Below are 21660 nucleotides of genomic sequence, written 5' to 3' on the forward strand. Positions count from 1 at the left end.
ATGGGGCGTTTTGTTTGGGAGGGATATGTATGAAGATCGTGGTGAGTGCCTGCTTGATGGGAGAGAGCTGCAAATATAACGGGCTCGACAATTACCATCGCGCGTTGGTCGAGGCCTGCGAACGCACAGGGACCGAGGTCCTGTTGGTGTGCCCCGAGGTTTTTGGCGGCTTGCCCACACCGCGCATGCCGTCCGAGATTGTGAATGGCGAGGTTTGTACCTGCGAGGGCATCTCGGTCGATCGCGAGTTTCGCCTGGGTGCAGAGCGAGCGCTCGATATGTGCGAGCAGGCGGGCGGCCCGTCCGAGATCGCTGCGTGCGTCTTACAGGACCGTAGCCCCTCGTGCGGTGCGGGTCGCGTCTACGATGGCACCTTTAGCGGCACGCTCACTGTGGGCAATGGTGTTTTTGTCGATCTGCTGCTGCGTCACGGGTACCGTGTGATTCCGGCTAGCGAGTTCGATCCCAGCATACTGGAACATTGTCCACAGCACTCGAACCCAACACTTCCTCACGGGTGACCGTTTTGGCATCATCCGTGAAGTTGATATTGAGTACGACCCGGTCATCAAAGACGTAGACCGAGTTGACAGGCGCCGTACCCATGCAGCCCCTCCCCACGGCCCTCGCGCAGGAACGCGCACACGGCCTTCCCGTCTCTTGCGCCTCTCCCGGAACTGTCCACATCAGCGTAGCCAATCCAGTCCGCCAAGGGCTGCAGCCCGGACAACGCGGCGATGGAGGGCTTCTTCGGCCTGCTCAAGAAGGAGTTCTGGCACGGCAGGGACTGGTCGGACTGGACCCCCGCCCGCTTCATCGAGGAACTCGGGGGCTGGATCGGCCGATACAATACGGAGAGGCGCAGCGATGCGCTCGGTGGCCGCACCCCGGCCGAGTTCCGCTCCGCGCTGGGAAGGGCCGCGTAACGGTCCAAGAAATCGTCCGCAGTCCCCATTCTTGCCCCTTTGGGACGGCTTCTTGTTGGGGCGTGCCTGCCCCAAACCCTGCTAGGAAAGAGTGCAGCAAACTGGAATTTTAAATTACTCTTTGCAAATAACCTTTGAACCTTCACCATCAATTACAATTCCCTGACGATTGTTAATTGGGCATAGATTCAAATCCGAAAACTCAGTTATTATTTTCTCGGTAACTTTCTTAAATGGTGCTGTAAGAAAATGCGGAAGAACATAGAAATCAATCAAATTAAGCCCTGCATCATCTTCTTGTGAGTAGTCCTCCGGCTTTTCATCCATTTGATCGATATATTGGATGCTTGGAGCGCATACAATCGCACCTGCCGATTCACCAATCATCAGTTTTCCTTTTGCCAATTCTTTCTTCAACAGCTCATCCGTTCCCGTTTTACGGAGCTGGTCTATAAGGAAAAAAGAATTTCCGCCGGTAAAATAGATCACATCCGCATCTTCAAAAAGAGACTGCATCGTTGAATAAGCCTCCGTTGAAATATCAATTTCAGTTACGATTGCTCCCAACTTTTTGAATAATTTTCGAGCCGAGCCGACATAACCGGTGTAGCCTTCACGCAGCGAAGCTGTTGGAATAAATGCGACTTTTTTATTTTCAATTTCTTCCTTTATCAGACTTCCTACACTTGAAAAGTGAGAACATAAAAACAGTTTCATCAATATCCTCCTTTATGTATAAATTCTTATTTGTTGAACTAAGCCGTGTATACCATACTCTCCAATGAAAGAACGCCCTAATATAGCGAAATTTTGCCGTTTTCCTGCGTACGTGCGTACACACTCCACAGGAATTCTAAGGTGCCTGCCCCCTTAGCACACGGACTTTGGAACAAAGTCTAGTGTGTTACGCCTTGCCAGAGGTGTACAGGCTCCCGGTATGCACGTACGAAGCAATTGCCATCAATGCGCTATATAAGTGGCGATCAAGTTCGCATAAAGCGACCTTGATCCCGCAAAACAAAAGGCAGGATACCATCACCACGATGATACCCTGCCTCTGTTCGTTCCTGTTTGCCGTTCCGAGTAGTCCTTCCGCAGAGTTTCCGATAAACAAAAAACGTACCCGAACCCTTTCTCGTAAAGAATCGGGTTCGAGTACGAACTGAATGCTGGATCAATAAAAAACCACCAGAAAGGTGCCCGTCCCCTTTGTGGTGGTTTTGGGCCAGCCCTAGAGCGTGTGGCCGTAAGCGTCGGCAGCCTTGATGGCGGCGGCGAACTTTTCGTCGGTGAAGGGCTCGGGGTTGCCCTGCTTCCACTCGTTGGTGGCGTGCGCGAACTCGCACAGGGCAGGGATGTCGGCCTCGGAAAGGCCGACCTGCTCAAGCGTCACGGGCAGCCCCATCTGCTTGTTAAAGGCGGCGTAGCGCTCAAGGTTCTTGGTATCGCCCGTATAGGCAAACAGCACGAGCACGCCCAGGCTCACGACCTCGCCGTGCAGGTAGGAGCCCTCGCGCGGGATGCTGCACGTGGCGTTGTAGAACGCATGCGCCACGCTCGAGTTGTAGTAGTAATCGTTTTGGTTGGTCAGGTTCGAGACATAGCCCGTGTTGACCACGATGTCGAGCGCGATCTGCTTGACGGCCTCGCTCGACAGGTCCTGGCGCACGTCCTCTAGACCCTGCACGCCATAGGTAAACAGCGGCTCGGAGCAGGTGTGGGCGAGTGCCAGGCCAAGTCCGGCGGTGTGCTCCAGGTTGCCGGCGCTCGTGGCGTACTCGACCTCGGGCTGCTTGGACAGGGCATCGCCCACGCCCGCCCAGAAGTACTCCGCCGGAGCCTCGGCGATGATCTTGGGGTTGATGAAGATGTGCGCGGGGCGGTTTGGGTACGAATAGCCCTCGAGCGAGCCGTCGTCGTTGTAGACAACGGCAATGGCGGTCGCGGCCGAGCAGTTGGAGCAGATCGTCGGTACCGTAAAGACGATCTTCTTGAGCTCGATGGCCGCTGTCTTGACGGTGTCGAGCGCCTTGCCGCCGCCGCATGCGATAAGAACGTCGGCTTCTTGGCAGACAGGGGAGTTCACAACCTTGGCGATATTGGCGCGCGTACTGTTGGTGCCGTAGACGCGCGTCTCCAGAATCTCGACGTCGGTGCCCTCCAGCGCCGCTTCGATACCGGGAAGCGCCGCTGCCAGCGCTCGTTTACCACCGATAATCGCGACCTTGGTCGCTCCGTACTCGTCCAGTGCGCCGGGCAGCTCGTCAAAGCAGTCCTCGCCGACGGTGTAGTCGCTCATTCCAATCGTGCGCATAGCAGCCTTCTTTCGTTAGATAAAGTGCTTTCAGGTATTTTGCTCCAAGTGAGTGCTTGCGATCGCGAGAAGTTTCTAAAGTATGAAACCGATGTTGAGGGTTTTTCGCCGGCGTTGACCGTGTTACCATACAGCGCATAAGCGTTGATGGGGACGAGTAGTCGGCCGTCCGCATGCTACAGAGAGCGGGGAGCGCTGAGAACCCGTGCATGCGACCGATGAAAATCACCCCGGAGCTGCGGTCCCAACGGGCGCGCCGCACAGGCACGTCTTAGTAGACATCGCCGAGATGGTCGTCGATACAGACCAGCCGAGTAACGGATGCGAGCGCGCGAATACGCGGGCGAGGGCATCTAAGCTGGGTGGTTAAACGAAGAGCTTTTGCGGGCGTGCAGCCCGTTTGTGGCGCTTCGTCCCAGCTTGTAGGGACGGGCGCTTTTTTGGTGCCCAGAGGGCGTGCGCGCCCATGACAAGAAAGGGGTACCGTGGCAAACGAGTACAAGCAGACGATGAATCTGCCCAAGACCGGTTTTCCCATGCGTGCCGGTCTTTCCAAGTCCGAGCCCAAGCGGCTCAAGGACTGGCAGGACAACAAGGTCTACGAGCAGGTTCTGAAGAAGAACGAGGGTCACAAGAAGTTCGTGCTGCACGACGGTCCTCCGTACGCCAACGGCCCGATCCACATCGGCCATGCCATGAACAAGATCTCCAAGGACATGATCAACCGTTACTGGATGATGCAGGGCTATGAGGTTCCCTATGTCCCCGGTTGGGACTGCCACGGCCAGCCGATTGAGCACAAGGTCGAGGAGAAGCTCGGCACCGAGAAGTTCAACCAGACCTCCACGGCTAAGATCCGTGAGCTCTGCAACAAGTTCGCTGTCGAGAACATCGAGCTGCAGAAGGCCGGCTTCCGTCGTCTGGGTGTGCTCGGCGACTGGGACAATCCCTACCTGACGCTCTATCACCAGCACGATGCCGCCGACATCGAGGTCTTTAAGGCCATGTTCGATAAGGGTATGATCTATCGCGGCCACAAGCCGGTTCACTGGTGCAAGCACTGCCATACCGCGCTGGCCGAGGCCGAGATTGAGTACTCCGACGAGACGAGCCCGTCCATCTTCGTGCGCTTTGAGATGACTTCCAAGCCCGCCGGCCTCGAGGACTTCGACGGCCCGGTCGACTTTATCATCTGGACGACCACGCCGTGGACCATCCCCTCCGACCAGGCCGTTTCCCTCAAGCCCGGCGCCGCCTATGTCGCCGTTGAGCACGAGGGCCGTGCCGAGGTCATGCTCGAGGACCTGGCTCCCAAGTGCTGCGAGGAGTTTGGCTGGGAGTACACCCCGGTTATGGTCGACGGCAAGCCCTATGTGGTTCCCGCCGAGACCTTCCACCACATCCACTACAAGCAGCCGATCTTTGACGGCGTTGAGGGCGTGGCGCTGCTGGCCGATTACGTCGGTGTCGATGACGGTACCGGTATCGTCCACAACTCGCCCGGCCACGGCGTCGACGACTACTTTGCCTGCCTCAAGGAGGGCATCACCGACATCTGCATGCCGGTCGACGACGACGGCAAGTTCTACACCGGTGAGGAGTTTGGCACCGGTGGCCCCTTCAGCGGTATGGATACCGACGAGGCCAACCCTCACATTATCGAGTTCCTGCGTGAGCGCGGCACCCTGGTCCTCGAGAAGAAGATCACGCACAGCTATCCGCACTGCTGGCGCTGCAAGCACCCGGTGCTCTTCCGTGCTACCGACCAGTGGTTTGTCTCGATGGACAAGACTGGCTTGCGCGAGCAGGCTGGCAAGGAGGTCCGCGAGAACGTTAAATGGTATCCGGCGCATGCCGCCAACCGCATTGGCGCCATGGTCGAGCAGCGTCCCGACTGGTGCATCAGCCGTCAGCGCAACTGGGGCGTGCCTATCCCCAGCTACACCTGCGCCGACTGCGGCGAGAAGGTCATGAACGACGCCACGCTCGACGCCGTCATCAAGCTCTTCCACGATAAGGGCTCCGACGCCTGGTTCACCGACGCTCCCGAGAGCTACCTGGGCGAGGCCTGCGTCTGCCCCAAGTGCGGCGGCCATCACCTCAAGGCCGATAAGGACATCCTCGACGTGTGGTGGGATTCCGGCGTTTCCTGGAAGGCCGTCTGCGAGTACCGTCCCGAGCTGGAGTATCCGGCGGATGTGTACCTCGAGGGCTCCGACCAGCACCGCGGTTGGTTCCAGAGCTCGCTGCTTACCTCGGTGGGCGCCAACGGCCACGCTCCGTACAAGGCGGTCGTCTCGCAGGGCTTCACCCTCGACGGCCAGGGCCGTAAGATGTCCAAGTCGCTTGGCAACGTCATCGACCCCAATAAGGTCTGTGACGAGATGGGCGCCGACATCATCCGCCTGTGGGTCGCCTCGGTCGACACCAGCTCCGACGTTTCCATCGACCACGAGATTCTCGCTCGTACGTCCGATGCCTACCGTCGTTTCCGCAACACGCTGCGCTTCCTGCTCTCCGAGCTTGAGGGCCAGTTTGAGCCCGAGACCGACGGCGTCGCTTTTGCCGACCTGCTGCCGCTCGACAAGCTCATGGTTGCCCGTCTGACCCAGGTCCAGGCCGAGGTCGACGATGCTTACTCTTGCTACGAGTTCCCGCGCGCTTACCGTGCGCTTTACGACTTCGTGGTTACCGAGCTTTCCAACGTGTACCTCGACGCCCTGAAGGACCGTCTGTACTGTGAGAAGCCCGGCTCGCTCGAGCGTCGCAGCGCCCAGACCGTGCTCGCCGAGCTCTTCTCGATGCTCATGCGCGACCTGCAGCCGATCTTGTCCTATACGGTCGACGAGGCCATGGCCTATGCGCCCGCCGGCTGCGTCGATCACCAGAAGTACGCCGCGCTGCTCGATTGGTACAAGTCGCCCATCACGGTCGACGAGGCCAACGAGTTTGAGGGCGTGCTCGAGGCTTCACTCGAGCTCCGTAGCGTCGTGACCAAGGCCCTTGAGGATGCCCGCTCCGCCGGCACCTTCACCAAGAGCCAGCAGGTCCGCGTCAAGGCGGTCGTTCCCGCCGAAATGTATGCGCTGCTGACCGGCGACAAGGCCGTCGACCTGGCCGAGTTCTACATCGTCTCCGATGTTGAGCTTACCCAGGGCGAGGAGCTTTCTGTTGCCATCGATGCTGCCGAGGGCGAGTGCTGCGACCGTTGCTGGAACTACCGCACCACCGTCGGCGAGTACAACGGCCACGCTCACATTTGCAAGCGCTGCGCGAATGCCCTTTAAGGCACGGTAACTCGGCATTTTATTTATAGGGAGAATTTAGGCGCCTTCGGTCCATTTGCTCCGCTGAAGAAAAGCGACATTCCGTTATCCGGAATGCCGCTTTCTTTTATGCTGGTTATTTATCTGACGTTAGCGAATGTGTCGTGCGCTCTGCGTGTGGCAATATAAGATGGTTATTTGCGTTAAACGGAATTTGATTATCTGAGGGTAGGGGATTTCTTTGGGTCGTGGTGCGGATATGACGCCGCCTTTGCGTTGGCGGTTGGGTGTTGCTGGTGGGGTGGCGTTGGTTGTGCTGCTTGTTGACCAGCTGACCAAGCTTGCGGTTCGTGCCGTGGGCGACGCCTTGCATGTGACCGTCATCCCCGGTGTTTTCGACTTTATGTTTGTCCGCAATATCGGTGCTGCCTTTAGCATGGGCGAGGGGCATGGCATCGCGTTTGCCGTGCTGGCGTTGGCGGTCATTATCGCTATTGCCGTGTACCTCGTTCGTGCACCTCAGCTCGCCCATCTTGAGGTTGTGGGCATGGCGATTGTTGCGGGTGGTGCTATCGGCAACGCTATCGATCGTTTGGCCTTTGGCTTCGTGACCGATTTTATTGCCACCACCTTCATCGACTTCCCCGTCTTCAATGTGGCCGATATCGGCATTACGGTCGGTGTGGTGCTGGCGCTCTTCGGTTACATGTTCTTGAGCCCCGCGGCTCGTGAGGTCGATGCGACCGCCGAGCTTAACGCCCGTGACGAGGCCCGCGCCAAGCGCAAGGCTAAACAACGTGGGGAGCGTGCCCGCAAGATTCGCGAAAGGACTGAGCGCTAATGGCCGACATCCATATCCTTGTTGCCGACGATGCCGCTGGTCAGCGTCTTGACGCCTATCTGGGCGCCAATGACGGCTGCCCTACGCGCTCTGCCTGCGCACATCTGATTGAGGGTGGGGTCGTAGTGGTCAATGGCGAGACCTGCCTGTCCAAAAAGTACGCCGTGCGAGCCGGTGACCGTATTTCGGTTGATTTGCCCGAACCGCACGATCCCACCGACGTGATTCCCGAGGCCATCCCGCTCGACATTCGCTATGAGGACGACTACCTCATCGTGCTCTCCAAGCAGCGCGGCCTGGTGTGCCATCCTGCGCATGGTCATGAGAGCGGTACGCTCGCGAATGCGCTGGTCTATCACTGCGGTATCGACCATCTGGGCACCGTGCAGGGCGAGGACCGCCCCGGTATCGTACATCGTTTGGATCGCGATACCTCGGGTCTTATGCTTGCGGCAAAGGACGACGATACCCAGCGCGCGCTCCAAAATCTTATCCGTACGCGCACGCTCGACCGCCGCTACATTACGCTCGTTCACGGTCATATCGCCATGGATGAGGGCACCATTAACACCGGCATTGCCCGTTCTACACGTGACCGTGTCAAGATGGCGGTTTCCGATGATCCTTTTGCACGCCAGGCCATCACGACCTTTAAGGTCCTTGAGCGCTTTGATTCCACGCGCTTTGATGACGGCTACACACTCGTTGAGTGTCACCTGTTTACCGGTCGCACGCATCAGATTCGCGTGCACATGCGCCATATCAACCACGCCTGCGTGGGCGATCCGCTCTACGGTAAGTGCGATGCGCGTGCCGATCAGGGTCTGACCAGGCAATTCCTCCATTCCCGGCGCGTGGCGTTCGATCATCCCGTGACGGGAGAGCGCATTGAGTGCCGCGACGAGCTGCCGTGGGATCTCGCCGCCGTCCTCGACGACTTAGCCCCGCGTTCGCTTGGCCGCACTGCTGCCGGCGACGAAATCATACCGCAGCTCGGCCTGCTCGAAGCCTAGCCAGTATTAGGTGGTTTCTTGAACTCGGTAAGCCTGCGGTAAGATATACGGTTGTTTACGTAACACGTTCCTGGGAGCCTGCATGCTCGCCTTTTTACAAACCAACACACCCATCGTGATCTTCAACCAGATTGTCGTCACGCTGCTCACGGTCTGCTTCTTGTACCAGGTGGTCTTCTTTGTCATCGGTGCTCTCCGCGGCGAGGTCGCGCCTCCCAAGGCCAAAAAACTCCACCGGTATGCCTTCTTTATTGCAGCACACAACGAGGAGGCCGTTATCGCCAACCTCGTTCGCTCCATCAAGGACCAGGATTATCCGTCCGAGCTCATCGAGGTCTTCGTGGTCGCCGATGCCTGCACCGATAACACCGCGCAGCTCGCGCGCGAGGCGGGCGCTGTCGTGTACGAGCGAAACGACCTGGCCCGTAAAGGCAAGAGCTGGGTCATGGACTTTGGTTTTGACCGCATTCTTAACGAGTATCCCGATACCTTTGAGGGCTTCTTTATCTTCGATGCCGACAACGTTATCTCCCGCGATTACGTCTCCAAGATGAATGACGCCTTTGACCAGGGCTTCCATGTGGTCACAAGCTACCGCAACTCCAAGAACTTTGGCAGCTCGTGGATCTCGGCTGCCAACGCCACTTGGTACCTGCGCGAGGCGCGTTTCCTTAACAACGCGCGTAATATCTGCAAGACGTCCTGCGCCGTCTCGGGTTCGGGCTACCTTATCTCGGCTAGCGTTATTGAGGGCATGCACGGCTGGCAGTTCCATACGCTGACCGAGGATATTCAGTTCACCACGTTCTGCGCTATTCACGGCATTCGTATTGGCTATGCGCCGGCGGAGTTCTTTGACGAGCAGCCTGTGACGTTTAAGGCGTCCTGGAAGCAGCGTATGCGCTGGACCAAGGGCTTCTACCAGGTGTTCTTTACCTACGGTAAGCATCTGGTCAAGTCGACCTTCCGCTATCATCGTTTTGCCGCCTACGACATGTTTATGACGATTGCCCCTGGTATGCTGTTATCGCTGATTTCGATGCTCGCCAACGCCACGTTCCTGATCGTCGGTGGTCTTTCGCATGGCTTTTTGGCTACCGAGGTTGAGATGCAGGCTTGTGCCGCCTCGCTCATTATGACCTTCGCGATGATGTATCAGACCTTCTTTATCCTGGCGCTACTTACGACCATCTTCGAGTACAAGCACATTCATTGTGCGCAAAAGTGGCGCCTGGTGACCAACCTGTTTACCTTCCCGATCTTTATGTTCAGCTATATCCCCATCACGGTGGCTGCGTTGTTCCTGAAGGTCGACTGGGTCCCGACGCAACACGCTGTCAACGTTACCCTCGACGAGGTCATGCAGGGCGCTAAATAACCACCACCAAAACCACCACGAAGGGGACAGGCACCTTTGTGGTGGTTTTTGCTTTTGAGTGACTGCCACGGGAGGTGTTCAATGGTCTATATTCCCTTTTGGATCTGCGCCTTTGCCGGTGCGGTGATTGATGTCCGTGAACGGCGGTTTCCCAACGCGCTTGCCGCCGCATGCGCCGTGGCGGCGTTTGCAGGCGTTTGGCTGGACAGGGGCTTGAACACGGCGCTTGACCACGCCGGTCCTGCCGTTATCGTGTACCTTTCCCTTGTGCTGACCGAGTCGCTTTGGCGGCGTTTCCGCCAGGCCCCCGGCATCGGCATGGGGGATGCCAAGGCGCTTTTCGCGCTTTGCACGCTCGACCCTCTGGGCGGCATCGTGGCATTTGCCGTCGCGCTCCTGGTCCTGGCCCTCTCCTGCCTCTTTACAAAATCGCGCTCCCTGCCTTTGCTCCCGTTTTTGGTGCCGATATTTGCCATAATCGAGGTCGTGGGCTGGACATTGTAACCGATTGCGCATCCTTTTTAAGGAGCATGCCATGGCAACTAATCAAGAAACGGCCGTCATTAAGGCGCGCATGGACCGCATTCCCGCGGCGTTGTTGCCCGAGCTGGTCGAGCGTATCGCCGCCGACCGCGCCTCGGGTGTCGTTAATCCTTATCGATGCTGCGACGACCAGGTCATTCGTCGCATAGATCGCGCTGCCGACAAAGGCACGCTTATGCGTCCGGCGTTTATGCGCGATACCGAAAAGATTCTTCATCTTCCTGCGTACACGCGTTATGCAGGCAAAACGCAGGTCTTTAGCTTTCGCAGCAACGACGACCTGTCGCGGCGCGGCCTTCATGTGCAGCTCGTCTCGCGCGTTGCCCGCGATATCGGCCGTGCCCTGGGCCTCAACTGCGATTTGATCGAGGCGATTGGCCTGGGCCACGATTTGGGCCACACGCCCTTTGGCCATGCCGGCGAGCGTTTCCTCAACGATATCTATCACGAGCGTACGGGTCGTTATTTTTTCCATAACGTGCAGTCCGTCCGCGTGCTCGACGCGCTGTACGGCCGCAACGTGTCGCTCCAGACGCTCGACGGCGTGCTGTGCCATAACGGCGAGTACGAGCAGCGTGTCTTTGAACTCTCGGACATGGCGTCGTTTGACCAGTTCGACCGTACCGTCGAGGACTGCATTGCCACGGGCTATGGCGCGATCGAGCACCTGCGCCCCATGACCCTCGAGGGCTGTGTGGTGCGTATCTCGGATATCCTCGCCTACGTTGGGCGCGATCGCCAAGACGCCATCGCGGCGGGCCTGTTGTCACCCGACGCTTTTGACGATGGCCTGGGCGGGGCTTACAACAGCTGGATCCTCACGCACGCTTCTATCGATATCGTTGAGCATAGCTACGGCAAACCGCGTATCGAGATGAGCGAGGACCTGTTTGAGGAGATCCGCCGGGCGAAGCGCGAGAACTACGAGAAGATCTATAGCAAGGGCGGTATCGAAGGCGATTCTGAGGCAGAGTTGCGTGAGGCCTTCGAAAAGCTCTACGACCGTTGCCTGCAGGATCTAAATAAAGGCGACGAGTTCTCTTACATCTTTAAGCATCATGTTTCGCGCATTGAGCAGCAGCTTTCCTACTACGATCGCACGTATGCCTGGCAGGACGACAAGGATCAGGCCGTCGTCGATTACATCGCAAGCATGACGGATGGTTATTTCTGCGAGCTGACGAGCAAATTGTTCCCAGGTCTAAAGTTTCCGCACCGCACCTATATTAACGAACGGTAGTTCGTATCCTTTCGGTATACTGTTGGTCAACAACGATTTTGATTAATGCACGGGATGGCTATGGACGACCTTTTTTCTGCTTCGACGCGCGAGCGCTCCTTTAAAAATGCGCCGCTTGCGGTGCGTATGCGCCCCAATTCGCTCGACGAGTATGTGGGCCAGCAAAAGGCCGTCGGTAAGGGCTCGTGGCTGCGCGCCGCGATTGAGCATGACGTGCTGTCGAGCGTGATTCTGTACGGCCCGGCTGGCACGGGCAAGACGACGCTGGCCCACATTATCGCCAGCCATACCAAGAGCGAGTTTGTCGAGGTCAGCGCCGTGACGGGCACTGTGAAGGACCTGCGCCGCGTAATCGATGAGGCTAAGACCCGTCTGAACACCTACGACCGCCGCACCATTCTATTCATCGATGAGATTCACCGCTTCTCTAAGTCGCAGCAGGATGCCCTGCTGCATGCAGTTGAGAACCGTACCGTCATTATGATTGGCGCTACGACGGAGAACCCGTACTTCGAGGTCAATTCGGCACTGTTGTCGCGCGGACGCGTGGTGGAGCTTGAACATCTGAAGGATGAGGATATCGCCACGCTTATTGAGCGTGCGCTCGAGGCACCACAGGGCTTGAACGGAAAGTTTTCTGCCGATGATGATACGGTCAAGACCATCTGCACGCTGGCCGCGGGTGATGCGCGCTCTGCCCTGACGACGCTCGAGCTGGCGAGCGAGATTGCCCTCACGCGTCCCGATACCGAAGGGACGCCAGCGCCGGCGGCGGGGGAGCGTTATCCCATCACCGTCGATGACGTGAAGATTGCCAACCCGCGCCGCGGTTTTTCGTATGACAAAAACGGCGACATGCACTATGACATTATCAGTGCGTTCATCAAGTCCATGCGCGGCAGCGACCCCGATGCCACGATCTATTGGCTCGCGCGCATGATTGACGCGGGGGAGGATCCTAAGTTTATCGCCCGTCGCATTATGATTCAGGCTTCTGAGGATGTTGGCAATGCCGATCCGCAGGCACTTTTGGTGGCACATGCCGCGTTTAAGTCTGCCGAGGTCATTGGCTATCCCGAGTGCCGCATTAACCTGGCTCAGGCTGCACTCTATGTGTGCTTGGCGCCTAAATCCAACGCGTGCGAGGCTTCGATCGATGCGGCGCTGGCCGATATCCACTCTAGTGGGCTTCGCGAGGTGCCGAGTTATCTACGCGATCGCCATCGCCCGGGCAGCGATGAATACGGTGTGTATAAGTATCCGCACGATTATCCCGAAGGCTGGGTCGACCAGCGCTATTTGCCCGAAGGCTTAGAACGCGGTGCATTTTGGCAGCCTGCCGGCCGCGGTTGGGAAGAATGGCGCGTAGAGCAAAGCGAACGCGACCGCAGCGGGAATGCACCGAAGTAGCTGCTGATAATTTTGTCCCACGTTGCTGCTCTTGGCATGTTCGGTCCCCTTTGGGGTACCATGGAAAGCGTTTGTATTTCGATTCCTTTGGGAGGCTTGTATGAGTCCCATTCAAATCGCCTTGCTGCTGCTTGCCGTTGCCGGCGTGTGGGCTATCGTTGAGCTTGCGCTCACCCTGCGCAAAACCCGCACCGTTGTCGACTCGCTCGACAAGACGGTAACCGACCTCAACAATACGATTGCCGAGGCGCAGCCCGTGGTGGCAAAGCTTGATGGCGCCGTTGACGAGCTTACGCCGGCACTTGCCCAGATGGAGCCGCTCCTCAAGTCGAGCAAGACTGCCGTTGATGCTCTGACGTCTAACCTCGTTGAGGTTGAGGCGGTCGTTCGCGACATTTCCGAGGTCACGGGCAGCGTGGCCGAGGCCAGCAATGCCGTATCGAGCGTGACTGATTCTGCTGCTGGCGCCGTGCAGAAGCTCTTCAATAAGGTGAAGGCTCCTGCAGCCGACGCCGATCGCAAGCTCGCCGCTGCCGCCGCCGAGGCCGAGCAGCCTACTGAGCGCGTTCTGATTGGCGATGACGATGCCGCTGCTGACGACGATGATGTTCAGAAGCCCGCAGCCAAGCCTGCTCAGTATTACACCTATACGCCTGCCGAGACCTCCGAGGAGTCCTGCGATGAGTAGTGAAGCAACCTGCCCCATCACGCTGAGCGTTGCCGGTGATCCTCGTCTCGCGCGCTTGGTGCGCATGACGGCCGCCAATGTCGGCGCCCTGTGCTCTATGTCCGTCGATCGCATCGAGGATATCCGCATGGCTGCCGAGGAAGCCTTCATCTTTGGGTGCACCGCGGTCGACTGCGACGACATCACGATCAATTTCGATGTGGACGAATCTCACGTCGGCATGACCTTTACCTTTGGGGAACAGGCCACCGTCGACGAGGATGACCAGGCTACTGTGTATGCCGAGCTCATTCTTGCAAGCGTGTGCGATTCCTACGAAAAGACTGCGGCGCCCCTAACGCTTTCCCTCGACCTCAAGGCGGATATCTAATATGACCGAACGTTCCCGGAGCGGCAAGACCGCTTGGGACAAGGAGAAAACCCGCGAGCTGTTTCGTCGTTATAAGGAGACCGGTGATCCGGATGCCCGCGAGCAGCTCGTCATGTCCCATATGAATCTGGTAAGGTTTCTTGCCAACAAATTTAAGAACCGCGGCGAGCCGCTCGATGACCTTTTGCAGGTCGGCTATTTGGGCCTGCTCAAGGCTATCGACCGCTTTGACCCTGAGCGCGGGCTCGAGTTCACGACGTTTGCCACGCCCACCATCTTGGGCGAGATTAAGCGCCACTTCCGCGACAAGGGCTGGAGTGTGCGCGTGCCGCGTCGTCTGCAGGAGCTCTCGGCCAAGGTCAACCAGGCTACCGATAAGCTCACCAACGAGCTGCAGCGTTCGCCCAAGGTTGAGGAAATCGCCGAATACCTGGACGTGACCGTCGACGAGGTGCTCGAAGCCATGGAGTCGTCCTCGGCCTATACCTCGGTGCCCATCGAGGCCCCCGGTGCGTCCGATTCCGATGATGCGCCTTCGATTCTCGATCGCTATGCCGACGACGACAACGAGCTCGACTTTACCGATGACCGCCTGGTAATCGAGGAAGCCATCCGCGATTTCTCGCCGCGCGAGCGCGAGGTTATCGAGCTGCGCTTCGTTAAGGGCATGACCCAGATCGAGATTGCCAAGAAGCTTGGCATCTCGCAGGTGCAGGTCTCGCGCCTGCTGCGCCGTACCCTTAAGAAGATTCAAGATAAGATCGACCCCGACGGAGTGATGATTCGTTCATGAGTGAGCACCCCCAACAAATCGACCGCGCGCTTCGCGATACCCGCATTCTGACGCTGCGCATTTGGGGTGTCGTCGGCTGCATTGTCATCGCTGCCGTCATCTTTAACCTTATGGGCATCCTGGCACCGGTCATCGAGTTTCTCGCTGTCGGTTCCATCATCGCTTTTGTGATGTCTCCGATCACCAACTGGCTCGAGCATCACGGCGTCGGACGTGGCCTCGGTTCGCTCATCGCACTCATTGTGGTTGTTGCCGTGCTCGTCGGCGTCGTCTGCATCCTATCGCCTATTTTGCTCGGTCAAATCATGAAAGTCCTGAGCCGCCTGCCCGAGCAGCTTCGTGTTGCGGGTGGCGATCTCAACGAGATGCTCTCGCACGCCAAGACGCTCAATAACACGCCGCTCAAGGAGTATCTGGACGACAATCTTTCTTCGCTGGTTACCGTAGCGTCCAAGTACGTCTCGCAAATCGCTGCCGAGCTCGGTCGCGGTGTATTCCCGCTCATTACCAACACGGCCTCGCAGCTGTTCGTCATCTTCCTGGGTCTGGTGCTTGCCTACTGGCTTGCCTGCGATTATCCCCGCATGCACCACGAGGTCTGCACCATCATCGGGCAGGAAAAAGAGACCTCGTACCGCTTTATGGTGGCCATTCTTTCGCGTTCGGTCGGCGGATACATACGTGGCATGGTCATCACATCGATCTGTGGCGGTTTTCTTGCCTTTATTGGTTTTACGATCATCGGCCATCCGTATGCAGCACTCATGGCTATCTTTACCGGCATTATGCACTTGGTTCCGGTTGTCGGTCCCTGGGTGAGCGCGGCGATCGCCACGGTGCTCGGTTTTATGTTCAGCCCTATGCTGGCGTTATGGACGCTTGTCGTGACCATGGTGGCTCAAAACGTCACCGATAATGTCATTTCGCCCAAGGTCATGCAGAGCTCGGTGCAGGTGCATCCCGTCATGAGCCTTACGGCCCTCGTTATCGGTTCGGCACTCATGGGTCCCATCGGCATGGTTATCGCTATTCCGCTGTGCGCGGCCCTCAAGGGCATTTTCGTCTACTACTTTGAGAACGAGACCGGTCGTCAGCTCGTGGCATACGACGGCGCCGTGTTTAAGGGCACTCCGTATCGCGATACCGAGGGCAACCCGGTCGCCGCCTACGACGCGCTTGGAGACGATACGTTCATCTATGAGTCCGAGCTCATCGGCAACGAGACAGCACCCGAGGCCAAGGCCATGCCCAAGCCCGAGCTCGATAATCCCTGGATCAAGCTCTCGGGGCTTCAGCCCGACGCGACAGGCTTTTTCAAGAACCCCTTCGCCAAGGATGACGATTCCAATACGGACGACGACACCAAAACCGGCATCGACGGCTCCATGGACGATTCGGATTCCAAATAGGCCCTGTTAGCGTTTCTTGATGTTGTAAATAACAATAAACGCGATCAAAGCGATTGATAAGGGGCCAGCCACATAGAAAAAGATGGCGTCAATTGCGCTTAGGGTGTAATACGCTTTATCGCCAGATGTTACTGCGTACAATGCGTAGCCAAATCTCGGCTGGTTCACATACCAGCTCGAGTAAGCGAAGATTGCTAAAAGGGCTACCGAGGTTAGTGCATTCACGACAAACCGTTTGCTATTCATCGATCGCTCCTTCCGGACGATTTTTATATGGTATTTTACTAAATCTATTTTTTTAAAGATTGCTTAGTCCTAAATAACATGCACTTTCGCTGGAGGGTCGCTGTTTGGCGGCCCTCTTTTTTGCACAGGCGCGGTGGGATGGTAATATCGTTACGTTTGAACTGTTTCGATGTGAAACCGAGGAGATTCCCTCTATGAGTGCTGACTACCCGTCAATGACTACGGCCGAGATTCGCTCCAAGTTCCTCAACTTCTTTGAGGAGCGCGGTCTTAAGCTCTATCCTTCTTCGTCCCTCGTCCCCGACGATCCTTCGCTGCTGCTTGCCAACGCCGGCATGAACCAGTTTAAGGAGTACTACCAGGGCAAGAAGACCATGAAGGAGATCGGCGCGATCTCCTGCCAGAAGTGCGTCCGCACCAACGACATCGACTGCATCGGCGAGGACGGCCGCCACCTGTCCTTCTTTGAGATGCTCGGCGACTTCTCCTTTGGCGGCGTCTCCAAGCAGCAGGCTTGCGCTTGGGCCTTTGAGCTCATCACCAAGGAGTTCAAGCTGCCGCTCGACCGCCTGTATTTCACCGTCTTTACCGAGGACGACGAGACCCATGACGTGTGGCGCTCCCTGGGCGTTGCCGAGGATCACATCTCGCGTCTGGGCGAGGACGACAACTTCTGGGCCGCTGGCCCCACCGGCCCCTGCGGTCCGTGCTCCGAGATCTACTTTGACATGGGCGAAGAGGTCGGTTGTGGCAGCCCCGACTGCAAGCCCGGCTGCGACTGCGACCGCTTCCTTGAGTTCTGGAACCTCGTGTTTACCCAGTACGACCGCCAGGAGGACGGCTCCATGCCGGAGCTGCCGCACCGCAACCTCGATACGGGTATGGGTCTGGAGCGCATGGCCGCTATCATGCAGCACAAGACCGCTAACTACGACGGCGATCTGATGCAGCACCTCATCAAGCTCGGTGAGAAGATCAGCGGCAAGACCTATGACGCCGACGATTACTCCGGTGCCAGCCGCTCCCTGCGCATCATCGCCGACCACTCCCGTGCCGTCGACTTTATGATCTCCGACGGCATCCTGCCCGGCAACGAGGGTCGCGAGTACGTCCTTCGCCGCCTGCTCCGCCGTGCCGTGTTCCACGGTCGTCTGCTGGGCATCGAGGGCGCCTTCCTGACCAAGTTTATCGACGAGGTCAACGCTCAGATGGGCGAGGCCTATCCCGAGCTGCTCAAGAACGTCGCGCTCGTCAAGGGTATCGTCGCCTCCGAGGAGGAGCGCTTCTCCACGACGCTCGACAACGGTCGCGTCTACCTGGATGAGGCCCTGGCAGCGCTTGCCGAGGGCGCTGTGCTTCCGGGCGATGTTGCCTTTAAGCTGCACGACACCTTTGGTTTCCCCATCGACCTGACCGTCGAGATCGCCGGCACCGCTGGCCACGACGTCGACATGGACGGCTTCACCGCCTGCATGGAGGACCAGAAGGCCCGCGCCCGCGCCAATGCCAAGGGCGACGCCTGGGGCAGCTTCAACGACGTGTGGGTCGAACTTTCCGACAAGGTCGCCGCGACTGAGTTCGACGGCTATGACAACGATGTGATCGTAGGCGCCAAGGTTGTTGCCATCGTGCGCAACGGCGAGTCCGTCGAGTCCGCTGACGCCGGCGAGGACGTCGAGGTCGTTCTCGACCGCACTCCGTTCTATGCCGAGATGGGTGGCCAGCAAGGCGATGCCGGCAAGCTTTCCGCCGAGGGCGTTGTTCTGACCGTTGCCGACACCAAGAACCACAACGGTCTGTATGCCCACGTCGCGCACGTTGTCGATGGCACGCTGACTGTCGGTGCCGCTGTGACCGCCACGCTCGACGCCGAGCGCCGTGGCTTCCTGCGCCGCAACCACACCGCCACCCACCTGCTCGACGCCGCGCTTAAGCAGGTCCTGGGCGAGCATGTCTCCCAGGCCGGCTCGCTGGTGACGCCTGAGCACCTGCGCTTTGACTTCACGCACTTCGAGGCCCTGTCCTCCGAGCAGCTCAAGGCTGTCGAGGACCTGGTCAACCAGCAGATCTTCGCCTCCAAGCCGGTCGTGACCCGCGTCATGGGCATCGACGAGGCCAAGGCCGCCGGTGCTGTCGCCCTCTTTGGCGAGAAGTACGGCGACGTCGTCCGCGTCGTCTCCGTGGGCGCCGAGGATCAGCCGTTCTCCCGTGAGCTCTGCGGCGGTACGCATGCCGCCAATACTGCCGAGATCGGCCTGTTCAAGATCATTTCCGAGTCCTCTACGGGCTCCAACGTCCGCCGTATCGAGGCCGTGACCTCCAAGGGCGCTCTCGACTACATGGCCGACCGCCTGGCGCTCGTTGACGCCGCTGCCGCTGCGCTCAAGTGCCGTGTTGACGAGGTTCCCGCCCGCGTGGAGAACCTGCAGGCCGAGCTGCGCGAGACGTCCAACAAGCTCAAGAAGGCACTCACCGGTGGCTCCTCCGACGCCATCTCTGGCGCCATCGAGGGCGCTGTCGAGCTGAACGGCTACAAGCTCGTCGTCGCTGAGCTTCAGGGTCTTGAGGCTGCTGACCTGCGCAATGTGTGGGATACCGTGCACCAGAAGGTTGCCGGCCCCGTCGCCTGCGTCGTTGCCAGCGTTACCGAGAAGGGCACCCCGGCCCTGCTCGCCGCCGGCTCCGATGACGCCGTGAAGGCCGGTTTCCACGCCGGCAACGTGATCAAGCAGATCGCGGGCCTGGTCGATGGTCGCGGTGGCGGTCGTCCCAACATGGCCCAGGCCGGTGGCAAGAATGCTGCCGGTATCGCCGATGCCCTCGCGGTCGCCAAGACCGCGCTCGGCGCCTAAGAACCTAAGTAGTCGCTGTGGTCGCGCTCGCACTGGACATAGGGGAGACCAGGATTGGCATTGCCGTCTCGAGCCGTGATGGCAAGATGGCGATGCCTATCAAGGTGCTTCCGGCTGCCGAGGTCACTGGTATGGCAAAGACGTTTCGCTACCTGGTCGAGGACTATGAGCCCGATATCCTGGTAAGTGGACGTCCCTTGACCATGGCAGGTGAGCCCGGCCCCCAGGCCGAGCGCGTCGCCGCAGTGGCCCAAAAGATTGCCGACGAGCTCGAACTTCCGCTGGAGTTTGAGGACGAGCGTCTGTCCTCGCAGGAGGCCAAGCGAATCCTGCGAGAGCAGGGACTCAACGAAAAGCAGATGAGGGGCAAGATTGACATGATCGCCGCCAGCCTGTTCTTGCAGACATGGCTCGATCGTAAAAACGAGGAGGTTTCGCATGCCTAGCGCTTCCGATCCGCGCCAGCAGAATCGCTATGGGCAGCCTACGCCGCGCCCTGCCCAGCCTGGCCAGCGTCCGGCACAGCCGACCCAGCGCGCAGCTCAGTCTGCCGCGCGTCCGGTGCAGTCCTCCTCTCGTTCGGCCCAACCTGTTCAACGGACGGGTCAGCAGCCTTCTGCTCGTTCGGTTCAGCATCCGGCTTCTCACGCGGCTCAGCAGCCCACTGCTCGTTCGGCTCAGCCCGCAGGCGGTATTCGCTTTAAGCAGCAGGCACCTACCCAGAGAACGCAGGCCCCCCAATCGCATTCGCATCACGCTCGCGGCTCGCATGGCGTTGCTCCGGCGACCCGCTCGAGCTACAACACGCATGCTCGTCGCGGTGCCCAAAAGAAAAGCTCCCTGGTGCCTATGATTGTCGGCGTCGTGGTGGCCGTAATCGCGCTTGCTGCTATCGCTTTCTTTGTCGTGCCTGCCGTCAAGGGCTTCTTTACCGGTGAGGATACGAAGGTCACGGCTGGTCAGCAGGTTACGGTGACCATTCCCGACGGTGCTTCGGGCGATACGATCGCCTCGATTCTCTCCGAGAACCATATCGTCGAAAATCCTAAGGATTACTACGCGGCGGTGAAAAAGCTCAACGCCGATATGTCGCTTAAGCCTGGCACCTACTCGTTCTCCACGCTCATGGATGCGACCAAGGTCGTCCAGCAGCTCATGGAAGGCCCCAACGCGGGCTCCAATGCGCTGACTATCCCTGAGGGCCTGACAGTCGATCAAGTCGCGGACCGTGTGGCCCAGGCCTACGACAGCATCTCTAAGGAAGACTTCCTCAATCAGGCCAAGGCCTCTAACTACGTGGACGACTATAGCTTCCTTAAGGGCGCCGCCAACGATTCGCTCGAGGGTTTCTTATTCCCCAAGACCTATTCGTTAGGCGATTCGCCGACGGCTGATGACGTGATTCGCGCCATGCTCGATCAGTTTAAGACCGAGTACAAGTCGCTTGACTTTGCGAGCTGCGAAGCCAAGATCAAGGAACGCTACGGTGTGGAGATGTCCGACTACGACATCGTCAACTTGGCCTCTATCGTTGAGCGCGAGGGCCTCAACGCCGATCAACGTGCGCACGTGGCCTCGGTCTTCTACAACCGCCTTGCCGGCAAGCTCGACGGTCTGCGCTATCTCAACAGCGATGCGACCATGATGTATGTCACCGGTGGCGAGGTTACCGCCGATGACCTGCAGAGCGATAGCCCGTATAACACCTATAAGCACGAGGGCCTGCCACCCACGCCCATCTGCTCTCCGTCGCTCGAGGCACTCAAGGCCACGCTTGAGCCGACCGACTCCGATGACCTGTATTTCTACATTACGCAGGACGAGGAGTACTTCTCGCAAACCTACGAAGAGCATCAACAGTCTTGGAATTAGCATGAGGATTTTTAGCCCCAAACGATACGTTGCCTCGGTCGATCGCATCGACCTTGATACCCTGTGGGCCGACGGCAAACGCGCCATTCTGCTCGATCGCGATAACACTCTGGTTCCGCGCGACACCGAGCAGGTTCCCGCCGCGGTTTCCGCTTGGCTCGATACCGCCCGCGCCAAAGGCTTTAAGCTGTGCATGGTGTCCAACAACTGGCATCGCGATCAGGTCATGGCATCGGCGCGCGAGCTGGGGCTCGAGGCTATCAGCCACGCCATGAAGCCCGCCCCGTTTGCCCTGAAGGCGGGTCTTAAGCGTCTGGGCGCTACGGCCGACGAGGCCGTGCTGATCGGTGACCAGCTGTACACGGACGTGTGGAGCGGTAACTTTGCCGGCGTTGACACTATTCTGGTCAAGCCGCAGGCAACCCAGGACCTGTGGTACACGCAGATCTTCCGTATCTTTGAGCGCCGGGCCCTGCGCGACCTTCCCTGCGAGGAATAG

Annotated in this window: 20 protein-coding genes; 17 read left to right on the top strand and 3 right to left on the bottom strand. The window is 58.6% G+C overall.

Translation table 11 applies throughout. The features are described from left to right. Positions 1 to 29 precede the first annotated feature (29 nt). On the top strand, positions 30 to 521 hold the full coding sequence (locus DXD56_RS00520) for a DUF523 domain-containing protein (protein WP_117639334.1): 492 nt from the start codon (positions 30 to 32) through the stop codon (positions 519 to 521). A 177-nt stretch (positions 522 to 698) separates the two neighbouring features. Next, positions 699 to 926 (top strand): IS3 family transposase, encoded by a 228-nt coding sequence (locus DXD56_RS00525; RefSeq protein WP_369831449.1) that lies wholly within the window; start codon positions 699 to 701, stop codon positions 924 to 926. 114 nt (positions 927 to 1040) lie between these two features. On the opposite strand, the gene DXD56_RS00530 is transcribed toward DXD56_RS00525, so the two are convergent. Then, on the bottom strand, positions 1041 to 1643 hold the full coding sequence (locus tag DXD56_RS00530) for a Type 1 glutamine amidotransferase-like domain-containing protein (RefSeq protein WP_117639336.1): 603 nt from the start codon (positions 1641 to 1643) through the stop codon (positions 1041 to 1043). Between the two features lie 514 nt (positions 1644 to 2157). After that, entirely contained in the window at positions 2158 to 3240 is a 1083-nt protein-coding gene (locus DXD56_RS00540) for an iron-containing alcohol dehydrogenase family protein (RefSeq protein WP_117639340.1), read from the bottom strand. A gap of 509 nt (positions 3241 to 3749) precedes the next feature. On the opposite strand from DXD56_RS00540, the gene ileS reads away from it, so the two are divergent. The 11 genes from ileS (at position 3750) to DXD56_RS00595 (ending at position 16191) form a co-directional block, all read left to right on the top strand. After that, entirely contained in the window at positions 3750 to 6527 is a 2778-nt protein-coding gene (gene ileS / locus DXD56_RS00545; protein WP_369831566.1) for an isoleucine--tRNA ligase, read from the top strand. A gap of 292 nt (positions 6528 to 6819) precedes the next feature. Further along, positions 6820 to 7347: a signal peptidase II gene (gene lspA / locus DXD56_RS00550; RefSeq protein ID WP_233524891.1), complete on the top strand. Its 528-nt coding sequence runs from the start codon at positions 6820 to 6822 to the stop codon at positions 7345 to 7347. Continuing rightward, the gene (locus DXD56_RS00555) at positions 7347 to 8360 is read left to right on the top strand and encodes an RluA family pseudouridine synthase (protein WP_117639343.1); all 1014 of its coding nucleotides are present in this window, start codon (positions 7347 to 7349) and stop codon (positions 8358 to 8360) included. Before lspA ends, DXD56_RS00555 begins: the two co-directional genes overlap by 1 nt. An 82-nt stretch (positions 8361 to 8442) precedes the next feature. Further along, positions 8443 to 9738, top strand: a complete 1296-nt coding sequence (locus DXD56_RS00560; protein ID WP_117639344.1) for a glycosyltransferase family 2 protein — start codon at positions 8443 to 8445, stop codon at positions 9736 to 9738. Positions 9739 to 9819: 81 nt separating this feature from the next. Continuing rightward, positions 9820 to 10242: a prepilin peptidase gene (locus DXD56_RS00565; RefSeq protein WP_089571722.1), complete on the top strand. Its 423-nt coding sequence runs from the start codon at positions 9820 to 9822 to the stop codon at positions 10240 to 10242. 31 nt (positions 10243 to 10273) lie between these two features. After that, complete coding sequence (locus DXD56_RS00570) at positions 10274 to 11521, top strand: deoxyguanosinetriphosphate triphosphohydrolase family protein (RefSeq protein WP_117639345.1); 1248 nt, start codon at positions 10274 to 10276, stop codon at positions 11519 to 11521. Positions 11522 to 11581: 60 nt separating this feature from the next. After that, positions 11582 to 12931 (top strand): replication-associated recombination protein A, encoded by a 1350-nt coding sequence (locus DXD56_RS00575; RefSeq protein WP_199411516.1) that lies wholly within the window; start codon positions 11582 to 11584, stop codon positions 12929 to 12931. Positions 12932 to 13031: 100 nt separating this feature from the next. Further along, positions 13032 to 13619, top strand: a complete 588-nt coding sequence (locus tag DXD56_RS00580; RefSeq protein WP_117639347.1) for a hypothetical protein — start codon at positions 13032 to 13034, stop codon at positions 13617 to 13619. Further along, complete coding sequence (locus DXD56_RS00585; protein ID WP_089571730.1) at positions 13612 to 13989, top strand: ATP-binding protein; 378 nt, start codon at positions 13612 to 13614, stop codon at positions 13987 to 13989. Before DXD56_RS00580 ends, DXD56_RS00585 begins: the two co-directional genes overlap by 8 nt. Before the next feature lies 1 nt (position 13990). Beyond that, positions 13991 to 14782 carry an RNA polymerase sigma factor SigF gene (locus DXD56_RS00590; protein ID WP_117639348.1) on the top strand — a complete coding sequence of 264 codons (792 nt, stop codon included), beginning with the start codon at positions 13991 to 13993 and terminating at the stop codon, positions 14780 to 14782. Beyond that, positions 14779 to 16191, top strand: a complete 1413-nt coding sequence (locus DXD56_RS00595) for an AI-2E family transporter (protein ID WP_117639349.1) — start codon at positions 14779 to 14781, stop codon at positions 16189 to 16191. The genes DXD56_RS00590 and DXD56_RS00595 overlap by 4 nt, the downstream gene beginning before the upstream one ends. A gap of 6 nt (positions 16192 to 16197) precedes the next feature. Here the strand turns inward: DXD56_RS00595 and DXD56_RS00600 are convergent, their stop codons facing one another. Then, complete coding sequence (locus DXD56_RS00600; RefSeq protein ID WP_089571736.1) at positions 16198 to 16437, bottom strand: hypothetical protein; 240 nt, start codon at positions 16435 to 16437, stop codon at positions 16198 to 16200. Positions 16438 to 16631: 194 nt separating this feature from the next. Here DXD56_RS00600 and alaS point away from each other — a divergent pair, with 194 nt between their 5' ends. Genes alaS through DXD56_RS00620 form a run of 4 tightly spaced genes read left to right on the top strand, consistent with a single transcriptional unit; the run spans position 16632 to position 21660 of the window. Beyond that, complete coding sequence (gene alaS / locus DXD56_RS00605) at positions 16632 to 19289, top strand: alanine--tRNA ligase (protein ID WP_117639498.1); 2658 nt, start codon at positions 16632 to 16634, stop codon at positions 19287 to 19289. A gap of 17 nt (positions 19290 to 19306) precedes the next feature. Next, positions 19307 to 19735 (top strand): Holliday junction resolvase RuvX, encoded by a 429-nt coding sequence (gene ruvX / locus DXD56_RS00610; RefSeq protein WP_117639350.1) that lies wholly within the window; start codon positions 19307 to 19309, stop codon positions 19733 to 19735. Then, positions 19728 to 21161 carry an endolytic transglycosylase MltG gene (gene mltG, locus DXD56_RS00615; protein ID WP_233524892.1) on the top strand — a complete coding sequence of 478 codons (1434 nt, stop codon included), beginning with the start codon at positions 19728 to 19730 and terminating at the stop codon, positions 21159 to 21161. The genes ruvX and mltG overlap by 8 nt, the downstream gene beginning before the upstream one ends. A 1-nt stretch (position 21162) precedes the next feature. After that, positions 21163 to 21660, top strand: a complete 498-nt coding sequence (locus tag DXD56_RS00620) for a YqeG family HAD IIIA-type phosphatase (RefSeq protein ID WP_117639353.1) — start codon at positions 21163 to 21165, stop codon at positions 21658 to 21660.

Origin of the sequence: Collinsella sp. TM06-3, from assembly GCF_003436395.1 — a bacterium.
Lineage (GTDB): Bacteria > Actinomycetota > Coriobacteriia > Coriobacteriales > Coriobacteriaceae > Collinsella.

Excerpts from the sequence above, each read along its gene's own strand:
- DXD56_RS00520 (WP_117639334.1), top strand. The coding sequence starts at position 30 with ATGAAGATCGTGGTGAGTGCCTGCTTGATGGGAGAGAGCTGCAAATAT.
- DXD56_RS00530 (WP_117639336.1), bottom strand. The coding sequence starts at position 1,643 with ATGAAACTGTTTTTATGTTCTCACTTTTCAAGTGTAGGAAGTCTGATA.
- DXD56_RS00540 (WP_117639340.1), bottom strand. The coding sequence starts at position 3,240 with ATGCGCACGATTGGAATGAGCGACTACACCGTCGGCGAGGACTGCTTT.
- ileS (WP_369831566.1), top strand. The coding sequence starts at position 3,750 with ATGAATCTGCCCAAGACCGGTTTTCCCATGCGTGCCGGTCTTTCCAAG.
- DXD56_RS00555 (WP_117639343.1), top strand. The coding sequence starts at position 7,347 with ATGGCCGACATCCATATCCTTGTTGCCGACGATGCCGCTGGTCAGCGT.
- DXD56_RS00560 (WP_117639344.1), top strand. The coding sequence starts at position 8,443 with ATGCTCGCCTTTTTACAAACCAACACACCCATCGTGATCTTCAACCAG.
- DXD56_RS00565 (WP_089571722.1), top strand. The coding sequence starts at position 9,820 with ATGGTCTATATTCCCTTTTGGATCTGCGCCTTTGCCGGTGCGGTGATT.
- DXD56_RS00570 (WP_117639345.1), top strand. The coding sequence starts at position 10,274 with ATGGCAACTAATCAAGAAACGGCCGTCATTAAGGCGCGCATGGACCGC.
- DXD56_RS00575 (WP_199411516.1), top strand. The coding sequence starts at position 11,582 with ATGGACGACCTTTTTTCTGCTTCGACGCGCGAGCGCTCCTTTAAAAAT.
- DXD56_RS00580 (WP_117639347.1), top strand. The coding sequence starts at position 13,032 with ATGAGTCCCATTCAAATCGCCTTGCTGCTGCTTGCCGTTGCCGGCGTG.
- DXD56_RS00585 (WP_089571730.1), top strand. The coding sequence starts at position 13,612 with ATGAGTAGTGAAGCAACCTGCCCCATCACGCTGAGCGTTGCCGGTGAT.
- DXD56_RS00590 (WP_117639348.1), top strand. The coding sequence starts at position 13,991 with ATGACCGAACGTTCCCGGAGCGGCAAGACCGCTTGGGACAAGGAGAAA.
- DXD56_RS00595 (WP_117639349.1), top strand. The coding sequence starts at position 14,779 with ATGAGTGAGCACCCCCAACAAATCGACCGCGCGCTTCGCGATACCCGC.
- DXD56_RS00600 (WP_089571736.1), bottom strand. The coding sequence starts at position 16,437 with ATGAATAGCAAACGGTTTGTCGTGAATGCACTAACCTCGGTAGCCCTT.
- alaS (WP_117639498.1), top strand. The coding sequence starts at position 16,632 with ATGAGTGCTGACTACCCGTCAATGACTACGGCCGAGATTCGCTCCAAG.
- mltG (WP_233524892.1), top strand. The coding sequence starts at position 19,728 with ATGCCTAGCGCTTCCGATCCGCGCCAGCAGAATCGCTATGGGCAGCCT.
- DXD56_RS00620 (WP_117639353.1), top strand. The coding sequence starts at position 21,163 with ATGAGGATTTTTAGCCCCAAACGATACGTTGCCTCGGTCGATCGCATC.